General features: G+C 55.8%; 28 protein-coding genes and 1 pseudogene. 21 read left to right on the top strand and 8 right to left on the bottom strand.

What is annotated here, in order from left to right; genetic code table 11:
* Positions 1 to 255: 255 nt before the first annotated feature.
* From FFB58_RS04105 to FFB58_RS04075, 7 genes and pseudogenes are all read left to right on the top strand, one after another.
* Complete coding sequence (locus tag FFB58_RS04105) at positions 256 to 1,326, top strand: isocitrate/isopropylmalate dehydrogenase family protein (RefSeq protein ID WP_039028582.1); 1,071 nt, start codon at positions 256 to 258, stop codon at positions 1,324 to 1,326.
* A gap of 52 nt (positions 1,327 to 1,378) precedes the next feature.
* Complete coding sequence (locus FFB58_RS04100; protein WP_138369096.1) at positions 1,379 to 2,032, top strand: arylsulfatase; 654 nt, start codon at positions 1,379 to 1,381, stop codon at positions 2,030 to 2,032.
* Positions 2,033 to 2,041: 9 nt separating this feature from the next.
* Positions 2,042 to 2,926, top strand: a complete 885-nt coding sequence (locus tag FFB58_RS04095; protein WP_138369095.1) for an amidohydrolase family protein — start codon at positions 2,042 to 2,044, stop codon at positions 2,924 to 2,926.
* A gap of 14 nt (positions 2,927 to 2,940) precedes the next feature.
* Positions 2,941 to 4,320: an MFS transporter gene (locus FFB58_RS04090; RefSeq protein WP_138369094.1), complete on the top strand. Its 1,380-nt coding sequence runs from the start codon at positions 2,941 to 2,943 to the stop codon at positions 4,318 to 4,320.
* Entirely contained in the window at positions 4,307 to 4,984 is a 678-nt protein-coding gene (locus tag FFB58_RS04085; RefSeq protein ID WP_138369093.1) for an ABC transporter substrate-binding protein, read from the top strand. Before FFB58_RS04090 ends, FFB58_RS04085 begins: the two co-directional genes overlap by 14 nt.
* A 55-nt stretch (positions 4,985 to 5,039) precedes the next feature.
* Positions 5,040 to 5,237 (top strand): hypothetical protein, encoded by a 198-nt coding sequence (locus FFB58_RS22855; protein ID WP_171029925.1) that lies wholly within the window; start codon positions 5,040 to 5,042, stop codon positions 5,235 to 5,237.
* A pseudogene (locus FFB58_RS04075) lies at positions 5,152 to 5,379 on the top strand (SDR family oxidoreductase); the annotation flags it as partial. The gene FFB58_RS22855 and the pseudogene FFB58_RS04075, both read left to right, overlap by 86 nt.
* Positions 5,380 to 5,389: 10 nt before the next feature.
* On the opposite strand, the gene FFB58_RS04070 reads toward FFB58_RS04075, so the two are convergent.
* Both FFB58_RS04070 and FFB58_RS04065 read right to left on the bottom strand, forming a co-directional pair.
* Entirely contained in the window at positions 5,390 to 6,301 is a 912-nt protein-coding gene (locus FFB58_RS04070) for an alpha/beta hydrolase (protein WP_138369092.1), read from the bottom strand.
* A gap of 72 nt (positions 6,302 to 6,373) precedes the next feature.
* On the bottom strand, positions 6,374 to 6,949 hold the full coding sequence (locus tag FFB58_RS04065; protein ID WP_286172485.1) for a histidine phosphatase family protein: 576 nt from the start codon (positions 6,947 to 6,949) through the stop codon (positions 6,374 to 6,376).
* A 213-nt stretch (positions 6,950 to 7,162) separates the two neighbouring features.
* Between FFB58_RS04065 and FFB58_RS04060 the strand changes: the two genes are divergently transcribed.
* Positions 7,163 to 7,747, top strand: coding sequence for an XRE family transcriptional regulator (locus tag FFB58_RS04060; RefSeq protein ID WP_138369091.1), 585 nt, complete (start codon positions 7,163 to 7,165; stop codon positions 7,745 to 7,747).
* 19 nt (positions 7,748 to 7,766) lie between these two features.
* Here FFB58_RS04060 and FFB58_RS04055 read toward each other — a convergent pair whose 3' ends face one another.
* Both FFB58_RS04055 and FFB58_RS04050 read right to left on the bottom strand, forming a co-directional pair.
* Entirely contained in the window at positions 7,767 to 8,210 is a 444-nt protein-coding gene (locus FFB58_RS04055; protein ID WP_138369090.1) for an acetyltransferase, read from the bottom strand.
* Positions 8,211 to 8,308: 98 nt separating this feature from the next.
* Positions 8,309 to 8,692 (bottom strand): helix-turn-helix domain-containing protein, encoded by a 384-nt coding sequence (locus tag FFB58_RS04050; RefSeq protein ID WP_138369089.1) that lies wholly within the window; start codon positions 8,690 to 8,692, stop codon positions 8,309 to 8,311.
* Between the two features lie 112 nt (positions 8,693 to 8,804).
* On the opposite strand from FFB58_RS04050, the gene FFB58_RS04045 reads away from it, so the two are divergent.
* The 5 genes from FFB58_RS04045 (at position 8,805) to FFB58_RS04025 (ending at position 11,691) form a co-directional block, all read left to right on the top strand.
* Entirely contained in the window at positions 8,805 to 9,854 is a 1,050-nt protein-coding gene (locus tag FFB58_RS04045; RefSeq protein ID WP_039028592.1) for an NAD(P)-dependent alcohol dehydrogenase, read from the top strand.
* Positions 9,855 to 9,930: 76 nt separating this feature from the next.
* A complete protein-coding gene (locus tag FFB58_RS04040; protein ID WP_171029924.1) occupies positions 9,931 to 10,455 on the top strand; it encodes a GNAT family N-acetyltransferase in 525 nt (174 codons plus the stop codon).
* Positions 10,456 to 10,495: 40 nt separating this feature from the next.
* Positions 10,496 to 10,891 (top strand): Imm63 family immunity protein, encoded by a 396-nt coding sequence (locus FFB58_RS04035; RefSeq protein WP_039028593.1) that lies wholly within the window; start codon positions 10,496 to 10,498, stop codon positions 10,889 to 10,891.
* A 229-nt stretch (positions 10,892 to 11,120) separates the two neighbouring features.
* Positions 11,121 to 11,372, top strand: a complete 252-nt coding sequence (locus FFB58_RS04030; RefSeq protein ID WP_072036612.1) for a hypothetical protein — start codon at positions 11,121 to 11,123, stop codon at positions 11,370 to 11,372.
* A complete protein-coding gene (locus FFB58_RS04025) occupies positions 11,344 to 11,691 on the top strand; it encodes a phosphotyrosine protein phosphatase (protein WP_138369088.1) in 348 nt (115 codons plus the stop codon). The genes FFB58_RS04030 and FFB58_RS04025 overlap by 29 nt, the downstream gene beginning before the upstream one ends.
* 15 nt (positions 11,692 to 11,706) lie before the next feature.
* On the opposite strand, the gene FFB58_RS04020 is transcribed toward FFB58_RS04025, so the two are convergent.
* Both FFB58_RS04020 and FFB58_RS04015 read right to left on the bottom strand, forming a co-directional pair.
* Positions 11,707 to 11,937 (bottom strand): hypothetical protein, encoded by a 231-nt coding sequence (locus tag FFB58_RS04020; RefSeq protein WP_286172484.1) that lies wholly within the window; start codon positions 11,935 to 11,937, stop codon positions 11,707 to 11,709.
* A gap of 152 nt (positions 11,938 to 12,089) precedes the next feature.
* On the bottom strand, positions 12,090 to 12,650 hold the full coding sequence (locus FFB58_RS04015; RefSeq protein ID WP_138369087.1) for a hypothetical protein: 561 nt from the start codon (positions 12,648 to 12,650) through the stop codon (positions 12,090 to 12,092).
* 305 nt (positions 12,651 to 12,955) lie between these two features.
* On the opposite strand from FFB58_RS04015, the gene FFB58_RS04005 reads away from it, so the two are divergent.
* The 4 genes from FFB58_RS04005 (at position 12,956) to FFB58_RS03990 (ending at position 17,573) form a co-directional block, all read left to right on the top strand.
* Entirely contained in the window at positions 12,956 to 13,213 is a 258-nt protein-coding gene (locus FFB58_RS04005; protein WP_138369085.1) for a hypothetical protein, read from the top strand.
* Between the two features lie 57 nt (positions 13,214 to 13,270).
* On the top strand, positions 13,271 to 13,843 hold the full coding sequence (locus FFB58_RS04000; RefSeq protein ID WP_138369084.1) for a DUF1349 domain-containing protein: 573 nt from the start codon (positions 13,271 to 13,273) through the stop codon (positions 13,841 to 13,843).
* A 167-nt stretch (positions 13,844 to 14,010) separates the two neighbouring features.
* Complete coding sequence (gene acnA, locus FFB58_RS03995; RefSeq protein ID WP_138369083.1) at positions 14,011 to 16,659, top strand: aconitate hydratase AcnA; 2,649 nt, start codon at positions 14,011 to 14,013, stop codon at positions 16,657 to 16,659.
* Positions 16,660 to 16,661: 2 nt separating this feature from the next.
* Positions 16,662 to 17,573 carry a LysR family transcriptional regulator gene (locus FFB58_RS03990; protein WP_138369082.1) on the top strand — a complete coding sequence of 304 codons (912 nt, stop codon included), beginning with the start codon at positions 16,662 to 16,664 and terminating at the stop codon, positions 17,571 to 17,573.
* Here FFB58_RS03990 and FFB58_RS03985 read toward each other — a convergent pair whose 3' ends face one another.
* Positions 17,574 to 18,662 carry a lactonase family protein gene (locus FFB58_RS03985; RefSeq protein WP_138369081.1) on the bottom strand — a complete coding sequence of 363 codons (1,089 nt, stop codon included), beginning with the start codon at positions 18,660 to 18,662 and terminating at the stop codon, positions 17,574 to 17,576.
* Between the two features lie 310 nt (positions 18,663 to 18,972).
* Between FFB58_RS03985 and phbB the strand changes: the two genes are divergently transcribed.
* On the top strand, positions 18,973 to 19,716 hold the full coding sequence (gene phbB / locus FFB58_RS03980; protein WP_039028602.1) for an acetoacetyl-CoA reductase: 744 nt from the start codon (positions 18,973 to 18,975) through the stop codon (positions 19,714 to 19,716).
* A 74-nt stretch (positions 19,717 to 19,790) separates the two neighbouring features.
* Positions 19,791 to 21,128 (top strand): CitMHS family transporter, encoded by a 1,338-nt coding sequence (locus FFB58_RS03975; RefSeq protein WP_138369080.1) that lies wholly within the window; start codon positions 19,791 to 19,793, stop codon positions 21,126 to 21,128.
* Between the two features lie 45 nt (positions 21,129 to 21,173).
* Here FFB58_RS03975 and FFB58_RS03970 read toward each other — a convergent pair whose 3' ends face one another.
* Positions 21,174 to 22,067, bottom strand: a complete 894-nt coding sequence (locus FFB58_RS03970; RefSeq protein ID WP_138369079.1) for a GntR family transcriptional regulator — start codon at positions 22,065 to 22,067, stop codon at positions 21,174 to 21,176.
* Between the two features lie 562 nt (positions 22,068 to 22,629).
* Here FFB58_RS03970 and FFB58_RS03965 point away from each other — a divergent pair.
* Both FFB58_RS03965 and FFB58_RS03960 read left to right on the top strand, forming a co-directional pair.
* Positions 22,630 to 23,019, top strand: coding sequence for a copper-binding protein (locus tag FFB58_RS03965; protein ID WP_171029923.1), 390 nt, complete (start codon positions 22,630 to 22,632; stop codon positions 23,017 to 23,019).
* A 46-nt stretch (positions 23,020 to 23,065) separates the two neighbouring features.
* Positions 23,066 to 25,087 (top strand): protein-disulfide reductase DsbD domain-containing protein, encoded by a 2,022-nt coding sequence (locus FFB58_RS03960; protein WP_138369078.1) that lies wholly within the window; start codon positions 23,066 to 23,068, stop codon positions 25,085 to 25,087.
* Positions 25,088 to 25,095: the final 8 nt, after the last annotated feature.

Below are 25,095 nucleotides of genomic sequence, written 5' to 3'. Positions count from 1 at the left end.
TGTTAAAACGTGGTTAAGATCACATTTTCGGGTCAATTTGCGACACTGTGTCTCAAAGTGCTACCTCCCAGTTGCATCCAGAAGTTGCAGGCATTTAAGACGCAAAAAATTGCTGCCTGCAAGTGTATGAAAGGTAAAGAAAATGCTAAATCTGAAAAGACTTATCGGATAAATGTGATCTGCATCACCTTGCCATAGATGCATTTATTGTTATAAAAATGCAATCGAAAGCAAACAACCTACCTGGAGTTTTTTATGCGCATTCTGGTTCTGCCTTGTGACGGTATCGGCCCTGAAATCACCTCAGCTGCGGTAACCGTGCTGAATTCACTGGATAAAGCCTTCGGCCTGGATTTTGAATTTGATTACGAAGAGGTGGGTTTCACCAGCCTGGAGAAATACGGCACCACGCTGCGTCAGGAGTCGTTAGACAGAGCGAAAACCTACGATGGCATTATCCTGGGCACCCAGTCACACGCAGATTATCCGGCACCGGAAAAGGGCGGTCGCAACGTCTCGGCGGGCTTCCGTATCGGTCTGGATCTGTATGCCAACGTTCGCCCGGCACGGACGCGTCCTTTCCTGACGTCGAACATGAAAGAGGGCAAAACCATGGATCTGGTGATTATGCGCGAGGCCACGGAAGGGTTTTATCCGGACCGTAACATGACCCGCGGTTGGGGGGAGGTCATGCCAAGCCCGGATATGGCCCTGTCCACGCGCAAAATCACCCGTCACTGCTCTGAGCGTATTGCCCGTAAAGCCTTTGAGCTGGCAATGCAGCGTAAGAAAAAAGTGACCGCTATTCACAAAGCCAACAGCTTCCATATGACCGACGGCCTGTTCCTCGAAGCCGTGCGCACGGTGGCAAAAGAGTTCCCGGAAGTGCAGCTCGACGATCTGCTGGTGGACGCCTCCACCGCGCACCTGGTGCGTAACCCGGAACGCTTCGATGTGTTAGTGGCTACTAACTTCTATGGCGACATCATCAGCGATCTGGCAAGCGAACTCTCCGGCAGCCTCGGCCTGGCGGGCTCTATCATGGCCAGCGATACCCACTGCTGCGCTCAGGCGCAGCACGGTTCCGCGCCGGATATTCAGAACCAGGATAAAGCCAACCCAGTGTCAATGATCCTCTCTGCGGCGATGATGCTGGCCTGGTATGCCGAGAAGCACAACCAGCCGAAATTCCTCAAAGCGGCGGACGAGATCGGCCGTGCGGTGGACGAAGTGCTGGAGAACCCGGCAACCCGCACGCCGGATCTGGGCGGCACCTGCGGCACCAAAGCTTTTGCAGAAAAAGTGGCAGCGGCTATTCGCTCCTGAGCATGATTTGCGGCTGCCCTCGTTGCGGGCAGCCCGTTTTCCGGAGAGCACCATGAGCCAACGTATTGTCCTGATCCACGCCACGCCCCTGGCCGTCGCGCCGATTAATGACACCTTCAGGAACCTGTGGCCTGAAGCAGAAATCAGCAATCTGCTCGACGATGCCTTAAGCGTCGATCGGGCCAAAGAGCCAACCCTGACCCCGCGCCTGCATCAGCGTATTCACGCCCTGGTGGAGTATGCCGTCAGCATTGATGCCGCCGCGGTGCTGTTTACCTGCTCGGCGTTCGGGGCCGCCATTGAGTCCAGCGCGCAAGTCGTTCCTCTGCCGGTGCTCAAGCCTAACGAGGCGATGTTCGAGGATGCCCTGGCGAAGGGGCACAATATCGTGATGCTGGCGACCTTCGCGCCCGCCGTAAAAGGGATGGAGGAGGAGTTCAGCGCTCTGGCTTCTGCCCGCCAGGTGGACGCCAGGCTGCAAAGCTACGTGGTGCCCGGCGCGCGTGATGCCCTGAACGCAGGAAATGCCAGCCTGCATAACCAGCTCATCGTCGAGGCGGCGCGGCAACATCAGGGGGCTGATGCGATCCTGCTGGCCCATTTCTCGATGGAGATCGCCTGGCAGGAGGTGAGTTCCGCCGTCTCCTGCGCGGTATTCAGTAGCCCGCAGTCCGCCGTGCATAAATTAAAGCGGATGATGAAGTAAGGCACCGCCGTGAATAATCATAAAGAGACGCAGATTAAATACAGCCGCATATCCTCTGCGCCGGATCTCCTGTTACCTGCCAACAGCTGCGACTGCCATCATCATATTTTTGACCGGCGTTACCCCTGGGCGCCGGATGATGAACGCAACCTCCCTGATGCCAGGGTGAATGATTATCGGGCTTTCCAGTCATGGCTCGGTTTTACGCGCCACGTGCTGGTGCAGCCGTCTTCCTACGGGGCGGATAACCGCTGCTTACTCGATGCCCTGAAGGCCTTTGGGGAGAACGCGCGCGGCGAGGCGGTGGTGACGCCATCCATCAGCGACGCGGATCTGGACACCCTTGCCGACGCCGGGGTGACCGGCATTCGCTTCAATTTTGCTGCCGGGAGTATCACCACGCCGGAGATGCTGCTGCCGTTGGCCGCCCGGGTGGCGGAGCGCGGCTGGCATGTGCAGGTTCATGCCAGCGCCGATCGGCTCTGGGCCCTGCGGTCCGTGCTGAAGCAGGTTCCGGGCAGGCTGGTCATCGACCACTTCTTCCGCCTGCCGCAGCCGGAACCGCTCTCCCATCCGGCATGGAAACTGGCCTGGGAGCTTATCGATTCGGGACGTTGCTGGGTCAAACTCTCTGCCCTTTACCATCAGTCGCAGCGGGATGATGTGTCTGATATGGCGGGAATAATTAAAGGTTTTCTCTTTGATGCCACCGAGCGGGTGGTGTGGGGCAGCGACTGGCCGCACCCGAATCTCATCAGCGCCAATAAAAACATGCCCGACGACGCGCTGATCCTCTCGCGCATTGCGCACTGGGCAAATAACGCCCGGGTCCGGCACCGTCTGTTTGTGCACAACCCGGCAGACCTTTACGGATTTAACTCTTCGTCTTCGTGATAAGGCCGAAAAGAATGACAACACCTGACTCTGCTTCATCTAAAAAGAAACCCACGCACTATCGCTATATGATTTTGCTGATGGTGTTCCTGAGTATCGCGTTAAATCATGGCGATCGCGCCACGTTCTCCATTGCCGGTACCGATATGGTTAACGCCGCTGGCCTTGATATTGTGGCGCTGGGCTACCTGATATCGACGTTCACCTGGGCTTACGTGCTGGGCCAGTATCCCGGCGGATGGCTGCTCGATCGCTTCGGCTCCAAACGGGTGCTGGTGACCGGCGTCTTTACCTGGTCGCTGTTTGTTTTCCTGGTGGGGTTCAGCACCTCGTTTGATAACGTCTGGGTCACCCGGATCATGATCTTCGGCTTTATCTTTATGATGGGGTTGATTGAAGCACCGACCCTGCCTGCCAACTCCCGCTTTCTTGCCGCCTGGTTCCCGGCACGTGAACGCGGTAAAGCGTCCGGGTTTACCACGGCGGCACAGTACTTTGCGCTGGTGGTCTTTTTACCCTTAATGGGCTGGTTTTCTTATAGTTACGGCTGGGAGTCGGTGTTCTGGTTTATGGGCGGGCTGGGCATTCTGGTCTCTCTGCTGATGCACCGGGTGCTTGCCGACACGCCGAAGGTTCACCCGCTGGTGAACAGCGCGGAGCTGGATTACATCCAGTCGGGCGGGGGGCTGACCAACCTTAAGGCCGCGAAAAAAGGTGACAGCGCGGGCAAAGGATATACCCGCAAGCTGCTGACTAACCGCCTGGCGCTCGGCGTCTATATGGGGCAGTTCTTCTTTACCGTGCTCTCGTACTTCTTCCTGACCTGGTTTCCCGTTTACCTGGTACACGATCGCGGCATGACCATTCTCAAAGCTGGGTTTGTGGCCTCGTTACCCGCCCTGTGCGGCTGTGCGGGGGCGCTGCTGGGCGGCGTGTTGTCCGATTACATGCTCTCGCGCGGCTTTAGCCTCTCTGCGGCGCGTAAAACGCCGATTGTGATCGGCATGCTGCTGGCGGTGAGCATGGTGATTTGTAACTACGTCGACTCGGCGTGGATTGTGGTGGCAATCATGTCGCTGGCCTTTTTCGGCAAAGGGTTCGGGGCGATGGGGTGGTGCGTGGTCTCCGACTTCTCGCCAAAAGAGGCGATTGGCCTGAGCGGCGGACTGTTCAATATGATCGGTAATATTTCCGGGATCTTCACGCCGATTATTATCGCCTACATTATTAAAGACACCGGCTCATTTAACGGGGCGCTTATCTTCGTTGGCGTCTGTGCGTTCCTGAATCTGTGCTGTTATTTATTCGTCGCAGGGAAAATCCAGCGTCTGAGTTTTGACACTGATAATCATGAACCTGAGCGACTTGCGGAGGAGCCTCATGTCAGTCACTAAAAACCTGCGTTTTGCTATTAATCTGGGCAATGCTGTTCTGGCAAGGGAGCTACCGGACGGCAGTCCCGGCGGAATAACGGTCCAGCTGGCGCGTAAGATAGCCGCGGAGCTGGGCTGCAGCGCGCAGCTAAAAACCTACCCGGCCGCCGGAAAGGTGGTGGAGGATGCGCAGAAGGATTACTGGGACATCGCCTTTCTGGCGGTGGACCCGCAGCGGGAGACGATCCTGCAGTTTACTCAGCCCTATATCACCATTCAGGGCACGGTGCTGGTTCACGAAGGGAGTTCGTGGCAGAGCGTTGAACAGATGGATAAGCCAGGGGTTGTGATCAACGTCGGTAAGGGGGCGGCATACGATCTGCATCTGACCCGATACCTGCAGCATGCCACCCTCAACCGGCTCGCCTCATCCCAGGCCGCCATTGATGCGTTTCTGCAGGGGGAGGGGGACATGGCGGCGGGAATTCGCCAGCCGCTGGAGCGCACATCTGCCGCGCACTCTGGTTATCGGGTTCTGCCCGATAATTTCGGTCAGATACATCAGGCGATCTGCGTACCCCGGGGTAATGAACAGCGCTACCACCAGCTTGTTGAGATGCTGACCCGCTGGCAGGCGGACGGTGCGGTGCAGGGGATTATTGATCGTGAACTGGCTATGGCGTAATGGTAAAGCCTGGTGGAAATGTGCTTCGACAATCTCCTTCCTGAAGAAGCCAGTCATGGAAGACGTTGACTTCAGCACGCATGACTTTTTGCTGCGCGGTGACCAGATAATAAGACCAATTGAGCTGCCACCGATGGTCGGGATGCAGCTGAGCCAGCTGGCCGGTTTCGGTTTCTCCAGCCGTTGTTCACACGCCGATTTACGAAGGCTTTATTGCGAAAGACGAGGTGAAGGAGGTGATGAACAGCTTTGACAGCTTCCACCCGATCGGTCGCGTAGGTACACCGGTTGATATCGCCGAAACCGTGGCTTTCCTGCTTTCTGACAAGACTGGCTGGGTCACCGGCGCTATCTGGGATATTGATGGCGGCGTGATGGCGGGCCGTAACGCCTGATGACCATGCCTTATTTATTTAAAAATGACTGAACCGCGCTGGAGAACCGTTTTGGCTGATCGAGCATGATAAAGTGAAAACTGTCATCGATGCGTGTGAAATGGATATCTCGCGCATTGGTATAGGCTCGACGGTACATTTCATCCACACCGGAGGCAGGCACCCCGAATAAGGCGTCATACGCATAAACGACCTCAATCGGTGCGCTAATGCGGCCAAGCTCGGGGCGCAAGTCGGTAACCATCAATTCATACACAGCGTCTGCAATGGTTCTGCGATCGGAACTGAGCCCTGCCGCCACCAGAGCGGGCCTCACCGCTTCGGTCTTAGCTAAACGGGCTATGGATGCTTTCTGAAACGCTTCAAATTCTTGCGGCGATTGCGCCAGTATCCACTCCCTTGTAGCAATTGCACGCTGGGAAGCTGTTTCGCTGGTCGCTTCAGGGTCAATCATTAACGAATAGAACGGTAAAGCATCGACAATCATTAAGCGACCAACCCGATCGGGATACCGGGCCCCCAACATCAATGCAATCTCGCCGCCAAGAGAATGGCCAACGATCGCCGGAGCGTTGATGTGCTGGGTGCGGATGTATTCAGCGATGGCGTCAACGACTGGGGCTATGACCTTACCGTCCCGGCTGGAAATAGCAGGTGTACTCGCAAAGCCCGCCAGCTCTAAAATGTGAACGCGGTGGCCAGACTGTAAACCTGATGCTAAATCGGTCCAGATTTCGTGAGACGACGCCAGGCCTGGAATCAATATGACATCCGTTCCTGAGCCTTGCGTCTGAACGGACATCAGCTGCAAATTCGGCTGTTCTGATGCCAGGGGCAGAGATTGAGCTTTGGACGTGGTAATGAACGCAGACATCAGTAAAAAAGTCCCGCCGAGCATCGCACAAATATTTTTGGTATACATCAAATCTTCCTGTTTAAGCCAGCCGGTTTAAAAAAGCGGGAGCCTGGGCTGATTAATTGACCCACTGAGTGCTCAGGCAGAGGAACGGGTCTGGAGTAAGCTGTAAATACCCGCGTTCCAGTAACCACTCCCCTGACGACGGCACTCTCTCCAGCCTGACGATATGAGTTCCTTTGCGATCAACCGATTCATCACCCCATGACCTATGAGCAGCACAGGACCGTTTGATTCTTTTGCAAACGCAATCAGGATATCCGCAGCCCGAGCGGCGCGTTGTTTCGCTATTCCCAGGGACTCTGCGTTACGGGATATGCCACACAGCCACATCACGCGGAAAAAAGCCGCCCAGAAGAGGGGGGACAATCTGAGAGCGGGCATCCGGATTATGGGCAGGTCTGCTTCCCTGAAGACTTTATCAATGAGGTCCGGTTCACGCCCTAATGCCCTCAGGGATGAGAGCGCTCTGGGAAGAGGACTGCTTATGATGTGCAATGCGCTGGATGCTAATGCTTTACTGGATTGCGGGGGCATATCGCTGCCCGTATCAGAGAGATCGTATTCTGAAATCCATTCAGCCATCTCAAGGCTTGTTACCCTCGCAGAGCCAGCATAAGCCGGCTTTCCATGACGCATCAGAATAATTTCCATAAAGAGCTTCGTTTTTCTGGTTCTTTTGACGCAGACAGACTAACGCGATGAAGGCAGGTGGCACCACCACCATATTTAGGGTTGACCGCGGCGATCAGGGTGCGTGAAAGATTAAGAACGTTTGATAAAACCTGATTTTCATAGCTGTTAAATCATCAGTTTCAGCCTGATTTATGAAATGGCATAATCAGGCTGGCGAAACCAGGGGTGAAAATGGAAAAAACATCTAAAAATCAGATACTCGATAGCGACATCGCACGTTTGTTGCTTAAACACAGAAAGGCTCGCAACCTGACTGTCACTGAGCTTGCTCAACGATCGGGCGTCAGTCAGGCCATGATTAGCAAGGTGGAACGAGGCACCTCCAGCCCCAGTGCAACGATACTGAGTCGTTTAGCTAACGCGATGAATCTTACGCTATCAAAGCTTTTCGCAGAGCTTGAGCAACATCAGAACTCACTTGTTCTTTTTGCTCATGAGCAGCAGCACTGGACGGATGAACACTCAGGCATTACCCGCTGGTCGCTTTCCCCTGCAGGGGCCTGCCCGGAACTTATAAGAGTTGAGATTCCGGCTAAGGGTGAGCTGACGATACCCGCCTCCGCGAATGAGCATCTTTCCGGGCAAACACTCTGGATGTTGAGTGGCAGCCTTGATTTTCGCGTCAATCATCAGACCCATCATCTACGCGCCGGTGACTCTCTTGCTCTGACCTTTGCAAGCGAGTGCCAGTTAAGTAATCCTGATAGTGAGCAGGGCTGTTCTTACATCGTTGCTTTTAGCCAAAAAAATCCATGACACTGTGCTGCTATACCGGCTAGTTCCCATTTGCTTTGCTCAGGTGCAACAGGGGATATGGCCTCCCCTGATTATCCCGCTCTGAACGTCCTGAAACCTCAAAACCCATGTGCTGATAAAACCCTACAGCTTGCTGATTTTGTTCATTTACATCGACGCTGAGATCGGGATGCAGGGCGAGGGCATGTGAGATCAAGCGTTTACCCACGCCAAGTCCGCGAGCAGCAGCATCGACAAAAAGCGCTTCCAGATGCCCATCATGCAAAAACATAAATCCCAGGGGTTGGTCATCCTGATTTGTTGCAACCCATACCGGAGTTTCGGAAAAGAAGCCGACAACTTCTTTTCCGATCTCCTGGCGATCCTCTGCTGTCAGAAAATGGTGTGTAGCATCCACTGAACGCTTCCAGATCTGGATAATATCTGGCGCTTCAGCCGGTTGTGACATTCTGATGTTCAACATTTTTATTCCTTAACGTGTTCTTTGCTTTGTGTATTCACATAAAAAATGAGTTCATTAAAATTTACTATAGTGAAAATAAATTCACAATAGTGATTTTATTAGCCGGACGCCGCCTGATAACAGGCTTCCATTTCATCAAGTGCATCCTGATGTTCTAACCCCCACTGGTACATTTGCTCAATGGGCTCGGCAAAGGTTCTGCCGAGTGGGGTCAGCCGGTAGTCGACTTTGGGGGGGATCACGTCGTACACATGGCGGGCAATCAAACCCCGCTGTTCCAGCTCTTTCAGCGTCTGGAACAGCATTTTCTTAGAAATTCCCTCCAGGCTACGCTGTAACTCACCGGTGCGTGCACGCTCATCCGGCCAGTGATACAGCGCGTGCAGCACCATCGTGGTCCATTTAACGGAAAAGAGTTCCATCAGGCGGCGCGGCGGCGAGTCCGCATAAAAATAAAGTTTACCTTCAACCCAGGCTGGCACTGTTCTCTCCTCTGCTTATGGTCACCAAATGGTAACTACTATCAATATGGGATCCTGTTGACTATAGTCTGCCCCCTTGAGTTAGCCTGAACCAGCACATTCCTGAGGTGAGATGAAAATCAATGCATTAGTCGCACATGACGCGACACAACCCCTGACATCGGGCCAGGTTTCGCTGCGCCCGCTACAAAAACAGGACGTCAAAATTGAGATCCTCTACTGCGGCGTGTGCCACTCCGATCTCCATATGGCGCGTAACGAATGGGCGGTAAGTGAATATCCCCTGGTGCCGGGGCACGAGATAGTCGGGCGCGTCCTTGAGACTGGCGACGAGGCCACCCATTTTAAACCGGGTGATATCGTCGGTGTGGGCGTGATGGTCGACTCCTGCCGCGAGTGCCATTTCTGCCAGAGCCATGAAGAGCAGTACTGCGAAGCAGGCTTCACGGCGACCTACAATGGCCTGGATAAATTTACCGGCGAAAGAACCCGGGGCGGCTATGCGCAGAGCGTGATCGTCGATCAACATTTTGTTGTGTCTGTGCCGCGCAACCTGCCGCTTACCGGGGTTGCACCGCTGTTGTGTGCGGGTGTGACTGTCTGGTCGCCGCTGCGCCATTTCAATGTGGCTGCCGGCGATCGCGTGGGTGTCGTGGGTCTGGGTGGGCTAGGCCATATGGCAGTGAAGCTCGCCAGTGCGATGGGGGCGGAAGTGACGCTGTTTACAACCTCCCCGGAGAAGGGCGAAGATGCCCGTCGTCTGGGGGCAAAACGGGTGGTGGTATCGCGCGATGCCGCGCAAATGGCGGCCTGCCAAACCTCACTGGATTTTATCATTGACTGCGTGGCGGCACCGCACGACCTGAACCCTTATCTGGCGACGTTGAAAACCAACGGTCGCCTGGTATTGGTCGGTATTCCGGACCAGCCACACCTCTCGCCGGATATTACGCCCATGGTGTTTCGGCGTTTAAGCATCAGCGGATCGTCAATTGGCAGCATTCAGGAAACCCAGGAGATGCTGAACTTCTGCGGCGAGCATAATATTACCGCCGATATCGAAACGATCGGTGGCGAGGATATTGAGACTGCCTTTGCCCGTATGCTTAAGGGTGACGTAAAGTATCGCTTTGTCATCGATATGCAGGCCACGCGCTGGTAGTGGAGCGACAGGCTATTCCGGGCGGCCATTGCTGGTCGCCTGGCATAATTTTGCGTTAATGAGCGGGGAGACATACATGGAGAGTTCGGTCCTGGAAATCACCATCAGCAATGCGCAGTGTGAACATTTTGATGCACTGCGCGCCATCGAACTGGCTGCCTTTGAGACACTGCGTGGCGCAGGGGCGGTGACAGGTCAGGCTGTCGCAAATAGCCTGAAGGATTTTTGTGACTTCAGCCGCGACGGTGTGCTGCTTGCCGCGTTAGCTGCAGATTCTACCCCCGTCGGGTTTATAGCTGGCACGTTCGAAAGCAGATGGCTGCACATTGCCGAAATTGATGTGCACCCGGACTGGCAAGGGAAGGGGATCGGCAGATTGTTAATGCAGGCGATGCTCGCGTCCACGCGGCAGCGCGGCCTGGCTGGCGCCACATTAACAACAGATAAGGTGGCTGCCTTTAATGCAAAATTTTACGCCTCGCTGGGTTTTGAAATAGTGGAAGGGGAATCGTGCCCGCTTCATCTGATAAGCCAGATAGAAGAGGAAATTGGAAAGGGTTTCGATCCGGCGCGGCGCGTCGGGATGCGGTTAGACTTTTAAGGCTGCCAGGGTTTCTGTAACGTATTGACCATAAAAAATCATGAAAAATATCGAAGAGTTACGCGCCGAACTCCTCAAAATCGGCGTGAAAATGGGCGGTGGGGTCAGACCCAATCATTACTTCACCATCCCTGACAGTCCTGATGGCCTGGCAACGCCATATCTGGAAATTCATGGTGAAGAATATCATTTCGTCGTCGCTGAACGAGGGATCGAAATAGCGCGTAAAGTGACGCTGAGTGATGATGAGATCCTGTACTGGTTTGTTGACTGTGGTGTGGTCGCTCTGGCTGCAGAGTATGCAGCCCTGAACAGCGCCCCTGATAAGGAATTCAGGCATGTTTATTTCCGAAAGCAGTATAGTTTACTGCTGTCCATTAACCCTGAATGGGCAACAAGGAAACGCAAAGAACTGACAGAAATTCTTAGGGGTTAGGGTCAGAAATATTGTTGGTTTGGCAGGGGAGGCGTGGTGTAGAGGGCCTGTTTTAAGGGGTTGTTTTCCCTTCGTTAGATCCCACTATGTCTGTCGCCGAAGCTAGATAAGGGAATATGACTCACCCAACCCGGGATATAAATTGTCTTCGGAAGAAGCTATACTTTTCCAGTTTTTTCTCCCCGTATTATCGCGGCTGCTGACCCGATTAATCTGAGAGAGTAAAATAATGGAAATAAAACGTACCCGAGATTGGCGCAATGCACAGAAGCGACGCAACAAGTCTCGTGATGTCCACAAGGCCTTATTAACCTTCCGTGGCGAAAAAAACTGGAAGATGCTTTACACGCGGTCAGATAAATTGTTACGTGCCGCACAACTGGGGCATGAGTATCCACGTATGACTAACCAACAACGTGCCCTGAGAGGTCTTGAAGAGTATCACTATTCTGATGAACGTACTTTTTATATGCAGTCGTAATCAATGGCGAAGCCCGACGGCGGAACAGGTGTTCCGCCGTTATCCATCCCTTTCCGTACTTTCCGCTGGGACTAGCCGGAATGCTAAAAAAAGAGTCTCTGCTGAATTGCTTCAATGGGCTGATGTTGTCTGCGTGATGGAAGAGAAGCACAAAAACCGTTTATTGGCTCAATATGGCCGGCTCATCGCATTTAAGCCTCTTCATGTGCTCGATATCGCCGATGATTACCTCTTTATGGATCCTGAGTTGATAGCAATATTCAACCATGTCGTACCGGAAAAGCTGGGGCTAACCACTCACGAAACAGCGAGGCGATAAGAGAACTGATAAAAACTACCGAACAAGCAGCTCCAGCCAATCTGGATCCTCAATTTTACGGGAATAGGGCAACATCGCACGATTAATCAGCTCAAAGAATTCTTGCTCCCCCATCTTTACTGCTTCGCTTGCCCTTGGTCCCTCCCATTCATCAAAAAGATGCCAGTAAAGCGATTTCAGCGTATCGACCACCGCCTCGAAAATCTTTACGTCAGGTTCAAACCAATAACACACCAGAAAATACATTTTCTGTTCTGCGTCATGGATGGACGCGCACCGGGAAACTCGAAGCAAGAAGCGGAAGCTGTTAACGATTTAGTTATTGTGGTTTACGAAATCATTCAAACCTGAACGCTGGAGCAATCTGTCGGGCTATTACCCTGAGGGTGAGCCCTTCTTCAAATCAGGATACCCGTTTTGAGATCGAGCTTAAAAGATTCCCAGCCCCCCGGCGGGTCCCACTCTCCCTCACCAAGCACCGTATCATTCTCTATGGATGTAACGATCACGCCATCGATGGCGCACTGCCCGGATTTCCAGAGAATGCCCGCAGCAATATCCATCAGAAAAACGTGGCAGTAAGTGGCGACCAGAACCCGATCCTGTAGTCTGTCAGAATGGATGTCAGGAACTGAATAAATATGGCCAACGTAATCACCCAGTGGATGGCTTTTGAACGCGCGTGTGGCCATCTCAAAAACATGAAAGTGGTCGCCACAAATGATAGCCACGTGGTATTCATTCAGGAGAAAACCAGAAAAGGCGCTGGAAATAAGCCAGCTATCCTCATCTGCATGTATATATAGCTGTAAAATCAGAAGGGGCTCATCATCGTTACTGATTAGCAGTCGCCGATCCTTTTCTCCATTAGGGCCAATAGGATTGACGTCGATGATCGAAACACCTTCTGTTTCATCACCGGGCGCAGACTGTTCAAGCCAGCTCGCTTGTAGTGTCATTGAGTATCCATGTATGAACAGCGATCGTAATAAAAAGGATAGATAATGTTTACCCCGGAATTTATATCTGAAGATGGCGGAGAGTTTGTCCTCGTAGCCAACCACTGCCTGGCCTCACCGGAATCGATAAAACTCAGTATTGCTTATAATACTGCCAGAATATCATATGGGCGATCGCAGCTTCCTCCTCACATTCAAACTTGCAGGGTCGTTTACGACACCAGAGGACAATCCATCTCTGAGCAGGTTTTAGCCCAGATCAGGCAAGCGCTTGAGCAGGTAGCTATTGTGGAGTTTAAAAGCTGATGGGACTTCAGTTAATCATTAAAGCCGATCTTAAGAAGATAGAAAAATCGTTAGGGTCGCTGGCGTCAGAATGCGAGATTTTCCCGGTCGCTGAAGGCCTTTTTGGTATTTCAGTACCAGAAAGAATTCTCTCCTCCCTGGGAGACAATGTCGTTCTACGCAAGCTTCAGAAACTAAAACGTTTTGACCTCTGGCAGGGATCATGGCAAGAATCTGAGCGAAGTTGGCTCCATAAAATAATGAGGGCGAGTGAATAATACAGATGTCATTATTTCTTACCGCTGCGCAGATGAAAAAACCATTTTGGAGCTGTTATGTTTAAATCGTTCGCCTGGATAAATGAGCCTGCAACGTGGCAGTGCCAGAACGGCACTCTACAGGTCACCACCGATGACAAAACTGATTTCTGGCGCGAAACCTGGTACGGGTTTGAACGCTTTTCCGATCATGTCTTTGCCACTGAGGCTGAGGGCGATTTTACTTTCCAGCTCAAAATCTGCGCAGACTTTACCACGCTGTACGATCAGGCCGGATTGATGATGATAGGTGATGAACAGCACTGGTTAAAAGCGGGGATAGAATATAACGACGGCGCGCCCGCCATTGGCAGCGTGCTGACGCTAGGGCATTCCGACTGGGCTACAGGAATTTTTCCCGGCGATGCGCGAGCGTTCTGGCTCAGGCTCACGCGTAAAGGAGACAGCCTGAGACTGCAGTATTCAACGGAGGGACAGACGTGGCCTTTAATACGCCTGAGCTATTTTCCGCCGGGGCCGGTCAGGATCGGTGCAATGTGTTGTACTCCGGAGCGGGCGGGCCTGGATGTCGTGTTTGAGGACATCCTTTTAACGCCGCCGCTGGATAAGGCACTGCATGATTTGAGCTAATGTCACAAGGCCATTCCCAAAATACTTTCCCACCGTACACAGACATTTCCCTTAGCGTTCTCCTTTCGAGAACGCTATCTTATCAAGAGTTCAATTTTCACCCGCTCCCCGGCATGGCAACGTTATCCGCACATGAACATAACAATACTGCTGTGACGGAAGGTTTTATGACATCGACCCTGGCCCTCAACCAATCAGAGCTGATCATTGATAATCAGCCTTACCATTTTCTGGATCTCACCCGGCTGCTGCCGCTGGAGAGATTGCAGACCATCCCTTTCTGCCTGCGCGTGCTGCTGGAAAACGTGGCCCTTCGTTCGCCGGGAGCGCTGCCCGCGTTTTTGCAGATGCTTGCCGGGTCGGCGGAGAAGGGCGAAGTGGCCTTTTATCCCGATCGTCTGATGTTTCACGACACCACCTGCCTGCCGGCGCTGGCCGATTTTGCCGCCATGCGCGATCTCACGACCGAACTGGGCGGCGATGCCACGGCGATTAACCCGCGCATTCCGGCGGTGCTGACTATCGATCACTCGGTGATTGTCGAAAGCTATGCGTCACCCGCCGCGCTGGAAGAGAACCTGCGCTTCGATTTTCGTCGTAATGCCGAACGCTACCGCTTTATTCGCTGGGCAGAAAAGAGCCTGGATAATTTCCGGGTGATCCCGCCCGGCACCGGGATCATCCATCTGATGAACCTTGAGGCCGTCGCAGAGGTGGTGACGGTGGATAACACCGCTGCCGTTCCGCTGCTGCATGCGGACTGCATGATCGCCACCGACAGCCATACCCCAATGATCAACGCCCTGGGCATTTTGGGGTGGGGCGTGGGCGGCCTTGAAGGGCAGGCCGCGCTGGTGGGGGAACCGGTCACGCTGCGTTTCCCTGAGGTGGTGGGTATCTCGCTCTCCGGCGCACTCTCCTCTGAGGTGAGCGACAGCGATCTGGCCCTGCACATCACCCGTCTGCTGCGGGAGACGGGGGTGGTGGGTAAATTTGTCGAGTTCACCGGGCCGGCGTTAGACGCTATGTCGGTTGAATCCCGGGCCACCATCGCCAACATGGCCCCGGAATACGGCGCGACGGTGGTGTTCTTTCCGTTTGACGAACGCAGCGCCGAATACGTTGCCTTAACGGGGCGGAGCGAAGAAAAGCAGGCGTTAATCCGGGCCTATATGCAGGCGCAACACCTGTGGCGCACAGAAGCGTCGCCGCAGCCTGCGTTCAGCCAGCGCATAGAACTCGATCTTTCGACTATCGAGCCCTGCATGGCCGGGCCGGTGAACCCGCACCAGCAGATCCCGCTGGGACAGGCGGCCAGCAGCTTTGAAGAGACGCTGAGCGTCGAAGCGAAAGGGCGGCAGTGGACGCGGGCGGACTACCCGGAGCCGATCCGCCAGGGGGCGGTGGCCATCGCGGCGATTACCAGTTGCACCACCACCGCGAACCCGTGGCTGATTGTTCAGGCGGCACTCTTTGCCCGCAACGCCGCGAAGCACGGCCTTAAGCCAAAGCCCTGGGTGAAAACCTCGTTCTCGCCGGGCTCACGGGCGGTGACCGACTATCTCAGCGAGTCGGGTTTGCTGTCCGAACTGGAAAAGGTCGGTTTTGACGTGACGGGCTACGGCTGCATGACCTGCATCGGCAGCTCCGGGGCGCTGCAACCGGCCATGGAGGCGCTGGTCAACGACGGCCTGCAGGCGGTCTGCGTCCTCTCCGGCAACCGTAATTTCCCCCGTCGGGTGAATCCCTCCCTAGGACACGGCTATCTGACCTCTCCGGCGCTGGTGATCGCCTGGGCCCTCGCAGGCCATATCTCTCATGACATGCTGAACGAACCGCTCGGAGTTGACGACGCGCTGCGCCCGATCATGATGCGCGATCTTATGCCGTCGCGCGAAGAGGTAGAAACCTGGCTCGGGCGGGTAATGAAACGCGAGCACTACGTTAAGCGCCGGGAGATTATCTGGCAGGGTACGGGCCACTGGCAGGAGATCGTTGCCCCGGGAAGTGTGCACTATCCCTGGGAGGCGGGCTCCACCTATCTGCGCCGTCCGGGTTATCTTGAGCGTTTACCCCGGGATCCCGCCGCGCCGCTGACGCTCTCCGGCGCGCATCCGTTCCTGTGGTTAGGGGATGATGTCACCACCGACCATATCTCTCCGGCCGGAGCGATCCCGCTGGCGAGTCTCGCCGGGCAGTGGCTGATTGAGCATCACGAAGATCCGCAGGACCTGAATTTATACTCCACGCGTCGCAGCAATCACGAGGTGATGGTGCGCGGAGCTTTCAGTAATACCGCGCTCTCTAACCGCCTGCTTCCGGCGGCGCTACGTGGCGGCGGCGGAAAGGCCTGGGATGCCGCGCATCAGCAGATCCTGCCCGCGTATGACGCCGCGCAAAGCTGGCTGCAACGTGAAACGCCGCTGGTGATCTTCGCCGGAGAGCGCTACGGCGCGGGCTCCAGCCGGGACTGGGCCGCCAAAGCCCAGGCGCTGCTGGGGGTGAAGGCGGTGATAGCGCAGAGTTTCGAGCGGATCCACCGCACCAACCTGATCGGCATGGGGATTTTGCCTTTGCATCTCGACCCGGCTGACGCCGCGCGCCTGCCGGAGATGGACGGGCGCGAAGCGATCGACGTGGAAGGGCTGGAAAACCTCCAGGCGGGCAGGACGCAGCTGACGATGCGTATCCGGCGGGACAACAGCCTGCTGGGCGAATTCGGGCTGACGCTGACCCTCGATTCGCAGCAGGAGCTGCGTTATCTCCGCCACGGCGGTATTTTGCCGTATGTTATTCAGCAAACGCTGAAGCATTAACCATGGATAAAACAATGCGCTTTGATCTGGTCTCTTTATCACTGTTCGTGGCGGTCGCCGAGGAGCAAAACCTCACCCACGCGGCCCGCAGGAAGCATACCGCGGTATCGGCGGTCAGCAAGCGTATCGCGGAGCTGGAGCAGCAGGTGGGCACCCCGCTGATGCTGCGCATGCCCCGGGGCATCACCCTTACCCCGGCGGGCCACTCCTTGCTCTATCATGCCCGTCAGGTGTTCCGCAATCTTGAGAAGATGGAAGAAGAACTCAGTGACTATGCCGCGGGGATCCGCGGCCATATCCGCATCTACACCATCTCGGCGGCGCTGATGAATAACCTGCCGCGGGTGGTGAGCAACTATCTGGCCCATTATCCGCAGACTGATATTGAGATTGAGGAGCACACCGGGATAAGCGTGGTGCAGGGGCTGCTGTCGGGCGAGGCGGACGTCGGGTTCTTCTCCAACTGGACGTCTGCGGCGGGGATCGTCTCCTGGCCCTGGCAGCACGATCTGCTGTCGGTGCTGGTGTGGCCCACTCACCCCCTGGCGGGGCGCAGCGAGCTGAAATTTGAAGACATTATTGATGAGAAGCTGATTGGCGCGCATCGCAACAGCGCCGTGAGCCACATCCTTGAGCGCCAGGCCCGCGCCTGCGGTAAGACCCTCAGCGTCGGGCTGCGGGTGAGCAGCTTTATCTCCATGGCCGAGCTGGTGGCTCAGCAGCTGGGGATCGCCATTGTGCCGGTGAACGAGGTAGCCTCTTCAACGCTGCACAGCGGCGTGCGGTTAATTCCCCTCGCCGAGCCCTGGGCGCAGCGGGAGCTGCTGGTGGGCGTAAAAGATTACGCCCAGGCCTCGCCGTCGGTTAAATCCCTTATCGGCAGCCTGATCCCCTGTGAACCTGGCCAGGAGTAGTCAGGCAAAACAGATGCAGGTGGGGCTGGCAGTGGCAACCACCACATCCGTTGCCGACAACATGCCGGTTTTGCTGTCGACGTCGAACACCTGAAGAGTGTCGGAATCTTCGTTGGCGCTGATGAACTGCCTGCCGTCGGGCGACAGAGCGGTAAAGCGGGGCGTTTTTCCGCCGCACGGCACCCAGCCAACAGCGGTGAGTGAGCCATCCTGCGGGCTGACGCTGAACACGGCGATGGAGTCATGCCCGCGGTTGGCGGCATAGACAAAACGCCCGGAAGGATGCACCTCGATCTCGCTGGCGTCGCTGCGCAGGTCGTAACCCTCCGGCAGCGCGCTGAGGGTTTGCCGCAGCGAGAGCGTGCCTTTTTCCCGGTCAACGTGAAAAAAGGTGACGGTGCTGCTCAGCTCGCTGATGCCGTACAGCCACTGGCCGTTGGGATGAAAATCGGCGTGGCGGGGCCAGCTGCCTGCCGGGAGCATCACCTCATCGGCAAGGCATGAGCGGGTCTGCTCCCAGTGATAAAGGCGCATCATATCGATGCCGTTGCCCGCCTTGCGGCCCTGAACCGGGACGGCAAAGAGATTGCACCCCGGCGCAAAAACGATCTCGTGCGGACGGGACAGGGAGTCAGAACCGGTATGACCGGCGATGCGGGCGAAATCGATGGGCGGCTCCAGCCCTTTATCGCTGATCGGCAGGGCGGCAATGTTGCCCCCTTCATGGTTGGCGATCAGCAGCGTGTTGCCGTCGGGCGTCAGCGCGGCCCCAACCGGATTATTTCTGCGGGCGGGCTCCAGATCCGGGTGAGGGTGGCGTGGCCCGGTGGTCTGCTCGCTACTTAACGTCAGCAGGCCGGTGTCAGGATCGCGATCGAACACCGCCACGCGGTCGCCATCGCCGTGCAACGCATACAGCCGGTTGCGCCGCATATCAAGCGTCAGCCACGAGGGATTTTCCTGCACGGAAGCCAGGCACTGTAGCGGCTCCCATTTACCCGACTCGGTAATGCGGAACAGGGTGATCCCCTTACCGCGCGCACCGCGCCATGCCGAAGTCCGGCAGCCAACGTAAGCATAGGTTGTCATGATGGCTCCTGTTTTCTTTGCATTTTTTATAATATAAATGCATTTATCGTGCCGTGATGGTTGTCTCGTTTCTCAGTGCCAACCCTCGTTATGCCTGTGTTTGTGCGGCTTTAATGGCAGGTTCCCTGCCATGAAGATAATGAATGCAGATTCTTTTCCGTCCTGATAATTGCATTTAATTATTTGCAAATGCAGAAATTGAACGATCTTGCTCACATTTCCAACAAGGTCAGGTTGCGGAATGACTATGCCCGCCGCTTAATGTTAATGAGAAGTGAGCAATGTTAATAATCTGCAACGGGAGAGGGGTATGACCCAACGTATCGCGTATGTAACATCGGGAATGGGGAGTCTCGGCACGGCTATTTGTCGTCGGCTGGCGCAGGACGGATTTATTGTCATCGCGGGTTGCGGGCCGAATTCCAAAAGAAAAGACGCCTGGCTGGAAGATAACAGGAAATTAGGTTTTGATTTTATTGCCTCTGAGGGAAACGTTGCAGACTGGAATTCCACGGTTAAAGCCTTTGAAAAGATCCGCGCGGAAGTGGGCGAGGTCGACGTGCTGATTAATAATTCCGGCACGGCGCGCAACGTATTATTTCGCGATATGCAGCCCCAGGAGTGGCAGGCGGTTATTGATACCAACATGAACTCCTTATTTAACGTCACGCGTCAGGTGGTGGACAGCATGATGGCGCGCGGTTGGGGGCGCATTATTAATATTTCCTCGTTAAACGCGCAGATTGGCACCGTCGGCCAGGTGAACTACTCCACCGCAAAATATGCCGTCCGGGGCTTTACCCGCGCCCTGGCGCGCGAGGTGTCGGCGCGCGGCGTCACGGTGAATACCGTCTCCCCTGGCTACCTTGCCACCAGCAAACTGAAGACGGTCACTCCCGTTCAGGTTATCGACAAGATTGTGCAGGAAATACCGGTCAGGCGGCTGGGATCGCCAAAAGAAATTGCCTCTATTTGCGCCTGGCTTGCCTCCGATGAAGCCGGATATGCCACCGGGGCGAACTTCTCCGTCAACGGCGGTATGCACATGAGTTAATCGCTTTTCCACAACAATTAAATTACGTACATAACTTCATTACGCATTTAGCAATATCTGCGTCGGAGACTCTTATGCTCTCGTTCCTGGGTTACGGCATGATTGTGGTCTTTATGATCCTTATCATGACCAAAAAATTATCCGCGCTGACGGCCCTGACTATTATTCCCATTCTGTTTGCGCTTATTGCCGGTTTTGGCGGTGAGATGGGCGATATGATGATTGAGGGGTTAAAGAAGGTCGCGCCTACCGCGATTATGGTGATTTTTGCCATTCTTTATTTTTGTACCATGTTCGATACCGGATTATTCGATCCGATAATCCGCTTCTTCCTGCGCATTATTAACGGCGACCCGGTTAAAGCGGTGATGTGTACGGCGCTGCTGGCGGCGATGGTCTCCCTGGACGGCGACGGATCAACCACCTACATGATCTGCGTGACGGCGATGCTGCCGCTGTTTAAGCGTATTCGTCTCGACCCGCTGGCCCTGACCTGCGTGGTATTCCTCTCCGGGAGCGTCACCAACCTGCTGCCGTGGGGCGGGCCGCTGGCGCGCGTGTCGGCGTCGTTAAAGGTGGAGTCGAGCGAGCTGTTTATCCCGCTGATCCCCTCGATGATCTGCGGCCTGGTGGGGGTGCTGGTGCTCTCCTGGTATATCGGCATTCGTGAACGCCGCCGCCTGGGCAAGCTGAGCATTCAGACCAACGGCAACGGCGCGGTTACGGAAGAGGATGCCGAGAGCTATCTGCCTGCCATCAATGAGGTGAATGACGAGCTGCGTCGGCCAAAAATGTTCTGGCTCAATGCCGCCCTGACGCTGGCGCTGATGGCCTCGCTGGTGATGGAACTGCTCCCGCTGTCGGTGCTGTTTATGGTGGCCTTTGCGATTGCGCTGCTGATTAACTATCCGCATCTGGATGCCCAGCGCCAGCGTATCGCGGCCCATGCGCCTGCCGCGCTGAACCAGACCTCTATCTTCCTGGCGGCGGGGATCTTCGCCGGTATTCTCTCCGGCACCGGGATGGTGACCGCCATGTCCAACACGCTGTTAGACGTGCTGCCCCAGTCCTGGGGGCCGTATCTGGCGCCGATCACCGCCCTTATCAGCCTGCCGGGCACGTTCTTTATGTCCAACGACGCCTTCTATTATGGCGTGCTGCCGGTCCTGGCCGAGGCGGCCAAAGCCTACGGTATCGATCCGGTGGAGATTGGCCGCGCGTCGCTGGTGGGCCAGCCGGTGCACCTGTTAAGCCCGCTGGTCGCCTCAACCTATCTGCTGGTGGGGCTTGCCGGGGTAGAGTTCAGCGACCATCAGAAATACACCTTCAAGTGGGCGTTCCTGCTGTGCATAATCTTCCTCGGGTCGGGGCTCTTACTGGGGCTTTATCCGGTCTATTCGGTCGCCAGCTGACAGCAAAACGGCTCACACTGTGAGCCGTTTTTTTGGGGACAAGGGTTAATTTTCCGCGCTGATCCGGCGCATTTTTTTATTATTGAGGGCGACGGAGAGGTGCTGCTTCATGGTGTACGACGCCTCAATCCGCTGTCCGGATTCAATGAGGGCGAGGATGCGCATATGATCTTTCACTTCCGCGTAGTAGCGGTTGCGGTCATCCATGATGCGATAGTCCATCAGCCGACGCATGCGGTTGACGTTACGTAGAGAGATTTCAAAGAAGGGATTGTTGGAAAAACTGATGATCGTTTCGTGAAAACGGTAGCCCGCCAGCTGCAGCTGAGTAGGGGAGAGGCGCTCAATGCCGCTCTCCAGCAGCATTTCCAGCTCGCGGCGGATCTCGTTAATCTTCTCCTGCGGTGCGTTGAACGTAGGCTCCAGGATAGCCATCGGTTCAATGACCATACGGAAGCTGAAAATCTGCTCCAGCGCGGTCTTGGTTTTGGCGACCGGTAAAAAACGCCAGCCGTAGCCCTGCTTACGCTCAACCCATCCTTCGCTGATGCCCCGGGCCAGCACCGTCGACAGCTGGCTTTTGGTGAGGTTATAGCGCTTCATCAGGAACAGCTCGGTCACTTCCGACTCGATCTCATCCCGCAGCCAGTCTTCGGCAAGCTGGTAATACTCCGGCAGATCCAGCTCTTCAGAAGGTGCCGGTTGGGTATCCGCCTGCGGGGCATAGTCCTCTTTAACAAAAAAGCCGCGGTTTTGCTTTTGCAGCAGCACCCCTTTCTGTTCCAGATACACCAGCGCTTCACGAACGGGGGAGCGCGAAACATCAAAGGTTTCCGCCAGCTTAGGTACACTGAGATGCGATCCCGGAGCAATATCGCCGCTGCCGATTAAACCAAGTAATTTCTGTGAGATACGTTCAGTGAGTGCACTAATTTTCATGCAGGCGCCCTGATTCAGGAGAGAAAAATGCAAATTTATAAAATATTATTGCATTTATTTTTCTTTAAAAGCAATGTCCGCTGCACCAGGTTGAGGGAGCACCACAATAAATATTGGCACGGCCTGCCCCCTCTCCATTCAGGGAGAGGGCTGGGGTGAGGGGGAGCATGCGGCTGTGGTGGTGGTTCCGTTCACTGTATGTTTTGTGTTTCTCTGTCAGTCGCGTCAGCTGTGAACGTGCTAAGTGGGCTCGCCGCCGCCCCCTTAGCAATCCCGGCTCCCGGCCAGGAAAATCGCCGCTTCGCGGTGCACTCAGCCGGAGGAGGGAGTCGCTGTATGTCGTTTACTCTCCTGAAATTATTTTATCGCGGAAAGCATACGAAAATTACCGGGTGCTGCGCTTAGCCCTTAAATTAGGCACGCGCATTGAGACGTCGGTTGATTAAGCGGCATTATGCTTTCCTGTGGCTGATTGCGCGGTAAGCTGAGTTCCCCGCACCTTGTCATTACTTTACAAATTGCCCCTTGCCCGAAGACGCGTCGCTCACTATTCTCATTGCCCATGAATATCCTGACGGGTCCGACTCAACATAAAAACAGGCAACTAAGAGCCGTCGCGCTTCTTTTCGTTGCCTGTATTGTCATGCTGATCTGTCTGACCCAGCGGGCCAGCATCCTGCACCACATGCAGGTCAAGGCCGCCACGCTCTCGTTGACCGCTGAAAACAGCCCGCAGGAGCTGACGTCGCCAGGGTTGTCGCCCTGTGAGCTCAGCGCCCACTCCCTGCTGGCCGCCCAACCTCTTCATTTTGATAACCTTCTGCTGTTACCCACACTGCTGGTTCTCGTTTTAGCGGTGCTGATCAAAATCAGCGTCCTGCCGAGGCCGGTCATCCTGTTTCGTCCTCCGCTCCTCCGAATACATCTCAAAAACTGCGTTTTCCGTGAATGACTGAACGGGCTGTCCCTGTTTAGTTAATTTTTCACGGAGAAAATGTATGAATACGCTTTTCAGGAGCCTGTGGTTCCTGTTATTCAGCCTGTCCACCGCTTATGCGGCGGTCCCGGGCTGGCCGATGCAGCCTGATAATTCCCATGCTCAGGTGCATGTCTTACACGATGCGCCCGCGAACGGGAAAGTGCGCCTGCTGCTGGATGTCACCCCCGATGACGGGTGGAAAACCTACTGGCGAAGCCCCGGTGACGGCGGCTTTCGGCCGGTGATCGACTGGACGCCGCAGGCCAGTACGCAGTGGCACTGGCCGCGGCCCGTGCGCTTTACGTCTGCCGGATTCAGCTCGGTGGGCTACGAGAGCCGGGTGGTGTTTCCACTGGAAATCACCACCGATGAGGTGCAGCGACTGCGTGGGAAGCTGACGCTTTCCCTGTGCAGCAATCTCTGTGTCGTCAAAACCTTCCCGCTGGATCTCAACCTGGCATCCGGTCCGTCGACGGGCTTTGCCAGCGCGTGGGATAACGCGATGCGCGCGGTTCCTGCAACCAGCGGGGCGATGGCGGTGAACTCTGTCGCCACTGACGCAGATCAGCTGACGGTGAAACTGACCTCACCGGAAGGCTGGTCCCGGCCTGAACTGTTCACGGATAACCCGCCGGGGGCGACTCTTTCCCCGCCGCAGACGACGATCGACGGCGACATCCTGACGGCACGGTTTAGGGTCAGCGATGAGCAGGGCCAACCGCTGGAGGCCTCTCATCTACAGCAGATCGCGCTGCTGGTCAGCGACGGCAACCGGAGTCAGCAGCTCAGCGTTGATATCAATGCTTCCACCTCGCTGTGGCAGATTCTGGCCGTGGCGCTGGTGGGTGGCCTGATCCTCAACCTGATGCCCTGCGTGCTGCCCGTTCTGGGCATCAAGCTCGCGTCGCTGATGACCCTGGCAGAGAGCACCCGCCGTCAGACGCGGCTGCGTTTTCTGGCAACCGCGTCCGGGATCCTGTTCTCGTTTCTGGTGCTGGCGGCGGTCGTGACCGGGCTGCGGTTGTCCGGAGCCTGGATCGGCTGGGGCTTTCAGTTCCAGAATCCCTGGTTCATCGGCGCGATGGTGCTGGTGACGTGGATTTTCTGTTTCAGCCTGGCGGGCCTGATAGAGATCCGTCTGCCTTCCACGCTCACCACCCGGCTGGCGACCGCTGGCGGCAACGGTACCGGCGGGAGTTTTCTCGAAGGCGCGTTTGCGACCCTGCTTGCCACGCCCTGTACGGCACCCTTCCTCGGTACGGCTGTGACCTTCGCCCTGGCGGCTCCCGTCCATCAGTTGTGGCTCATCTTTTTTGTTCTGGGTATCGGCATGAGTCTGCCCTGGCTGGCCATCAGCATGGTGCCGGGGGTGGCGCGCTGGCTGCCGAAGCCTGGCCCCTGGATGGGGAAGCTGCGTCTGGTGCTGGTGATCCTGATGCTCGGCTCCTGCATCTGGCTGATGTCGCTGCTGATGAAGGAGTGGGGCGCACGCTATGTGCTGATCGGCGGCGGCCTGATGGTGGCGTTTTTCCTTTACCGCTGCGCGAAGGCCATGCCGAACCACCGGGAAAATCTGCGCAGCCTGGCCTTTGGCGTGTTGTTTGGTGCCGGGCTGTATGCTTTTCTGGCTCCGCAACCCCAGGGCAAGGCCGGCTCACCCCTGAACTGGCAGCCGCTGAGTGAGGCCGCGCTCAGTGACGCGCTGAACGCCAGAAAACGCGTGCTGGTGGATATCACCGCCGACTGGTGCCTGAACTGCCGGGTGAATGAAGTCCTGGTGCTTCACCGGCCTGAGGTGATCGCCGCGTTAAACCGCGACGACGTGGTACTGTTGCAGGGCAACTGGAGCCAGCCTTCCGCTGAAATCGAGCAGTTCCTGAGGCGCTACGGCGCCAGCGGCATTCCGTTTAACGCCATTTTTGGCCCTTCAGTTCCGCAGGGGCATGTATTGCCCTCCCTGCTGAGCAAAGACGCCTTGCTGACCGCCCTGGCAAAGGCTAACGCGGCCGCGCCATCTGATTTTACTGAGGAAAAAAAATGAACAAGATC

The sequence above is a fragment of the Enterobacter sp. MF024 genome (assembly GCF_005843915.1).
GTDB lineage: Bacteria > Pseudomonadota > Gammaproteobacteria > Enterobacterales > Enterobacteriaceae > Enterobacter > Enterobacter barmai.
Note: the sequence above shows the minus strand (reverse complement) of the source record. Positions and strands in the feature narration are given on the sequence as shown.

Bases quoted from the DNA above. Each gene is read 5' to 3' on its own strand.
- FFB58_RS04105 (WP_039028582.1), top strand. From the start codon at position 256: ATGCGCATTCTGGTTCTGCCTTGTGACGGTATCGGCCCTGAAATCACC.
- FFB58_RS04100 (WP_138369096.1), top strand. From the start codon at position 1,379: ATGAGCCAACGTATTGTCCTGATCCACGCCACGCCCCTGGCCGTCGCG.
- FFB58_RS04090 (WP_138369094.1), top strand. From the start codon at position 2,941: ATGACAACACCTGACTCTGCTTCATCTAAAAAGAAACCCACGCACTAT.
- FFB58_RS04085 (WP_138369093.1), top strand. From the start codon at position 4,307: ATGTCAGTCACTAAAAACCTGCGTTTTGCTATTAATCTGGGCAATGCT.
- FFB58_RS22855 (WP_171029925.1), top strand. From the start codon at position 5,040: ATGGAAGACGTTGACTTCAGCACGCATGACTTTTTGCTGCGCGGTGAC.
- FFB58_RS04070 (WP_138369092.1), bottom strand. From the start codon at position 6,301: ATGTATACCAAAAATATTTGTGCGATGCTCGGCGGGACTTTTTTACTG.
- FFB58_RS04065 (WP_286172485.1), bottom strand. From the start codon at position 6,949: ATGGAAATTATTCTGATGCGTCATGGAAAGCCGGCTTATGCTGGCTCT.
- FFB58_RS04060 (WP_138369091.1), top strand. From the start codon at position 7,163: ATGGAAAAAACATCTAAAAATCAGATACTCGATAGCGACATCGCACGT.
- FFB58_RS04055 (WP_138369090.1), bottom strand. From the start codon at position 8,210: ATGTTGAACATCAGAATGTCACAACCGGCTGAAGCGCCAGATATTATC.
- FFB58_RS04045 (WP_039028592.1), top strand. From the start codon at position 8,805: ATGAAAATCAATGCATTAGTCGCACATGACGCGACACAACCCCTGACA.
- FFB58_RS04040 (WP_171029924.1), top strand. From the start codon at position 9,931: ATGGAGAGTTCGGTCCTGGAAATCACCATCAGCAATGCGCAGTGTGAA.
- FFB58_RS04035 (WP_039028593.1), top strand. From the start codon at position 10,496: ATGAAAAATATCGAAGAGTTACGCGCCGAACTCCTCAAAATCGGCGTG.
- FFB58_RS04030 (WP_072036612.1), top strand. From the start codon at position 11,121: ATGGAAATAAAACGTACCCGAGATTGGCGCAATGCACAGAAGCGACGC.
- FFB58_RS04025 (WP_138369088.1), top strand. From the start codon at position 11,344: ATGAACGTACTTTTTATATGCAGTCGTAATCAATGGCGAAGCCCGACG.
- FFB58_RS04020 (WP_286172484.1), bottom strand. From the start codon at position 11,937: ATGTATTTTCTGGTGTGTTATTGGTTTGAACCTGACGTAAAGATTTTC.
- FFB58_RS04015 (WP_138369087.1), bottom strand. From the start codon at position 12,650: ATGACACTACAAGCGAGCTGGCTTGAACAGTCTGCGCCCGGTGATGAA.
- FFB58_RS04005 (WP_138369085.1), top strand. From the start codon at position 12,956: ATGGGACTTCAGTTAATCATTAAAGCCGATCTTAAGAAGATAGAAAAA.
- FFB58_RS04000 (WP_138369084.1), top strand. From the start codon at position 13,271: ATGTTTAAATCGTTCGCCTGGATAAATGAGCCTGCAACGTGGCAGTGC.
- acnA (WP_138369083.1), top strand. From the start codon at position 14,011: ATGACATCGACCCTGGCCCTCAACCAATCAGAGCTGATCATTGATAAT.
- FFB58_RS03990 (WP_138369082.1), top strand. From the start codon at position 16,662: ATGGATAAAACAATGCGCTTTGATCTGGTCTCTTTATCACTGTTCGTG.
- FFB58_RS03985 (WP_138369081.1), bottom strand. From the start codon at position 18,662: ATGACAACCTATGCTTACGTTGGCTGCCGGACTTCGGCATGGCGCGGT.
- phbB (WP_039028602.1), top strand. From the start codon at position 18,973: ATGACCCAACGTATCGCGTATGTAACATCGGGAATGGGGAGTCTCGGC.
- FFB58_RS03975 (WP_138369080.1), top strand. From the start codon at position 19,791: ATGCTCTCGTTCCTGGGTTACGGCATGATTGTGGTCTTTATGATCCTT.
- FFB58_RS03970 (WP_138369079.1), bottom strand. From the start codon at position 22,067: ATGAAAATTAGTGCACTCACTGAACGTATCTCACAGAAATTACTTGGT.
- FFB58_RS03965 (WP_171029923.1), top strand. From the start codon at position 22,630: ATGAATATCCTGACGGGTCCGACTCAACATAAAAACAGGCAACTAAGA.
- FFB58_RS03960 (WP_138369078.1), top strand. From the start codon at position 23,066: ATGAATACGCTTTTCAGGAGCCTGTGGTTCCTGTTATTCAGCCTGTCC.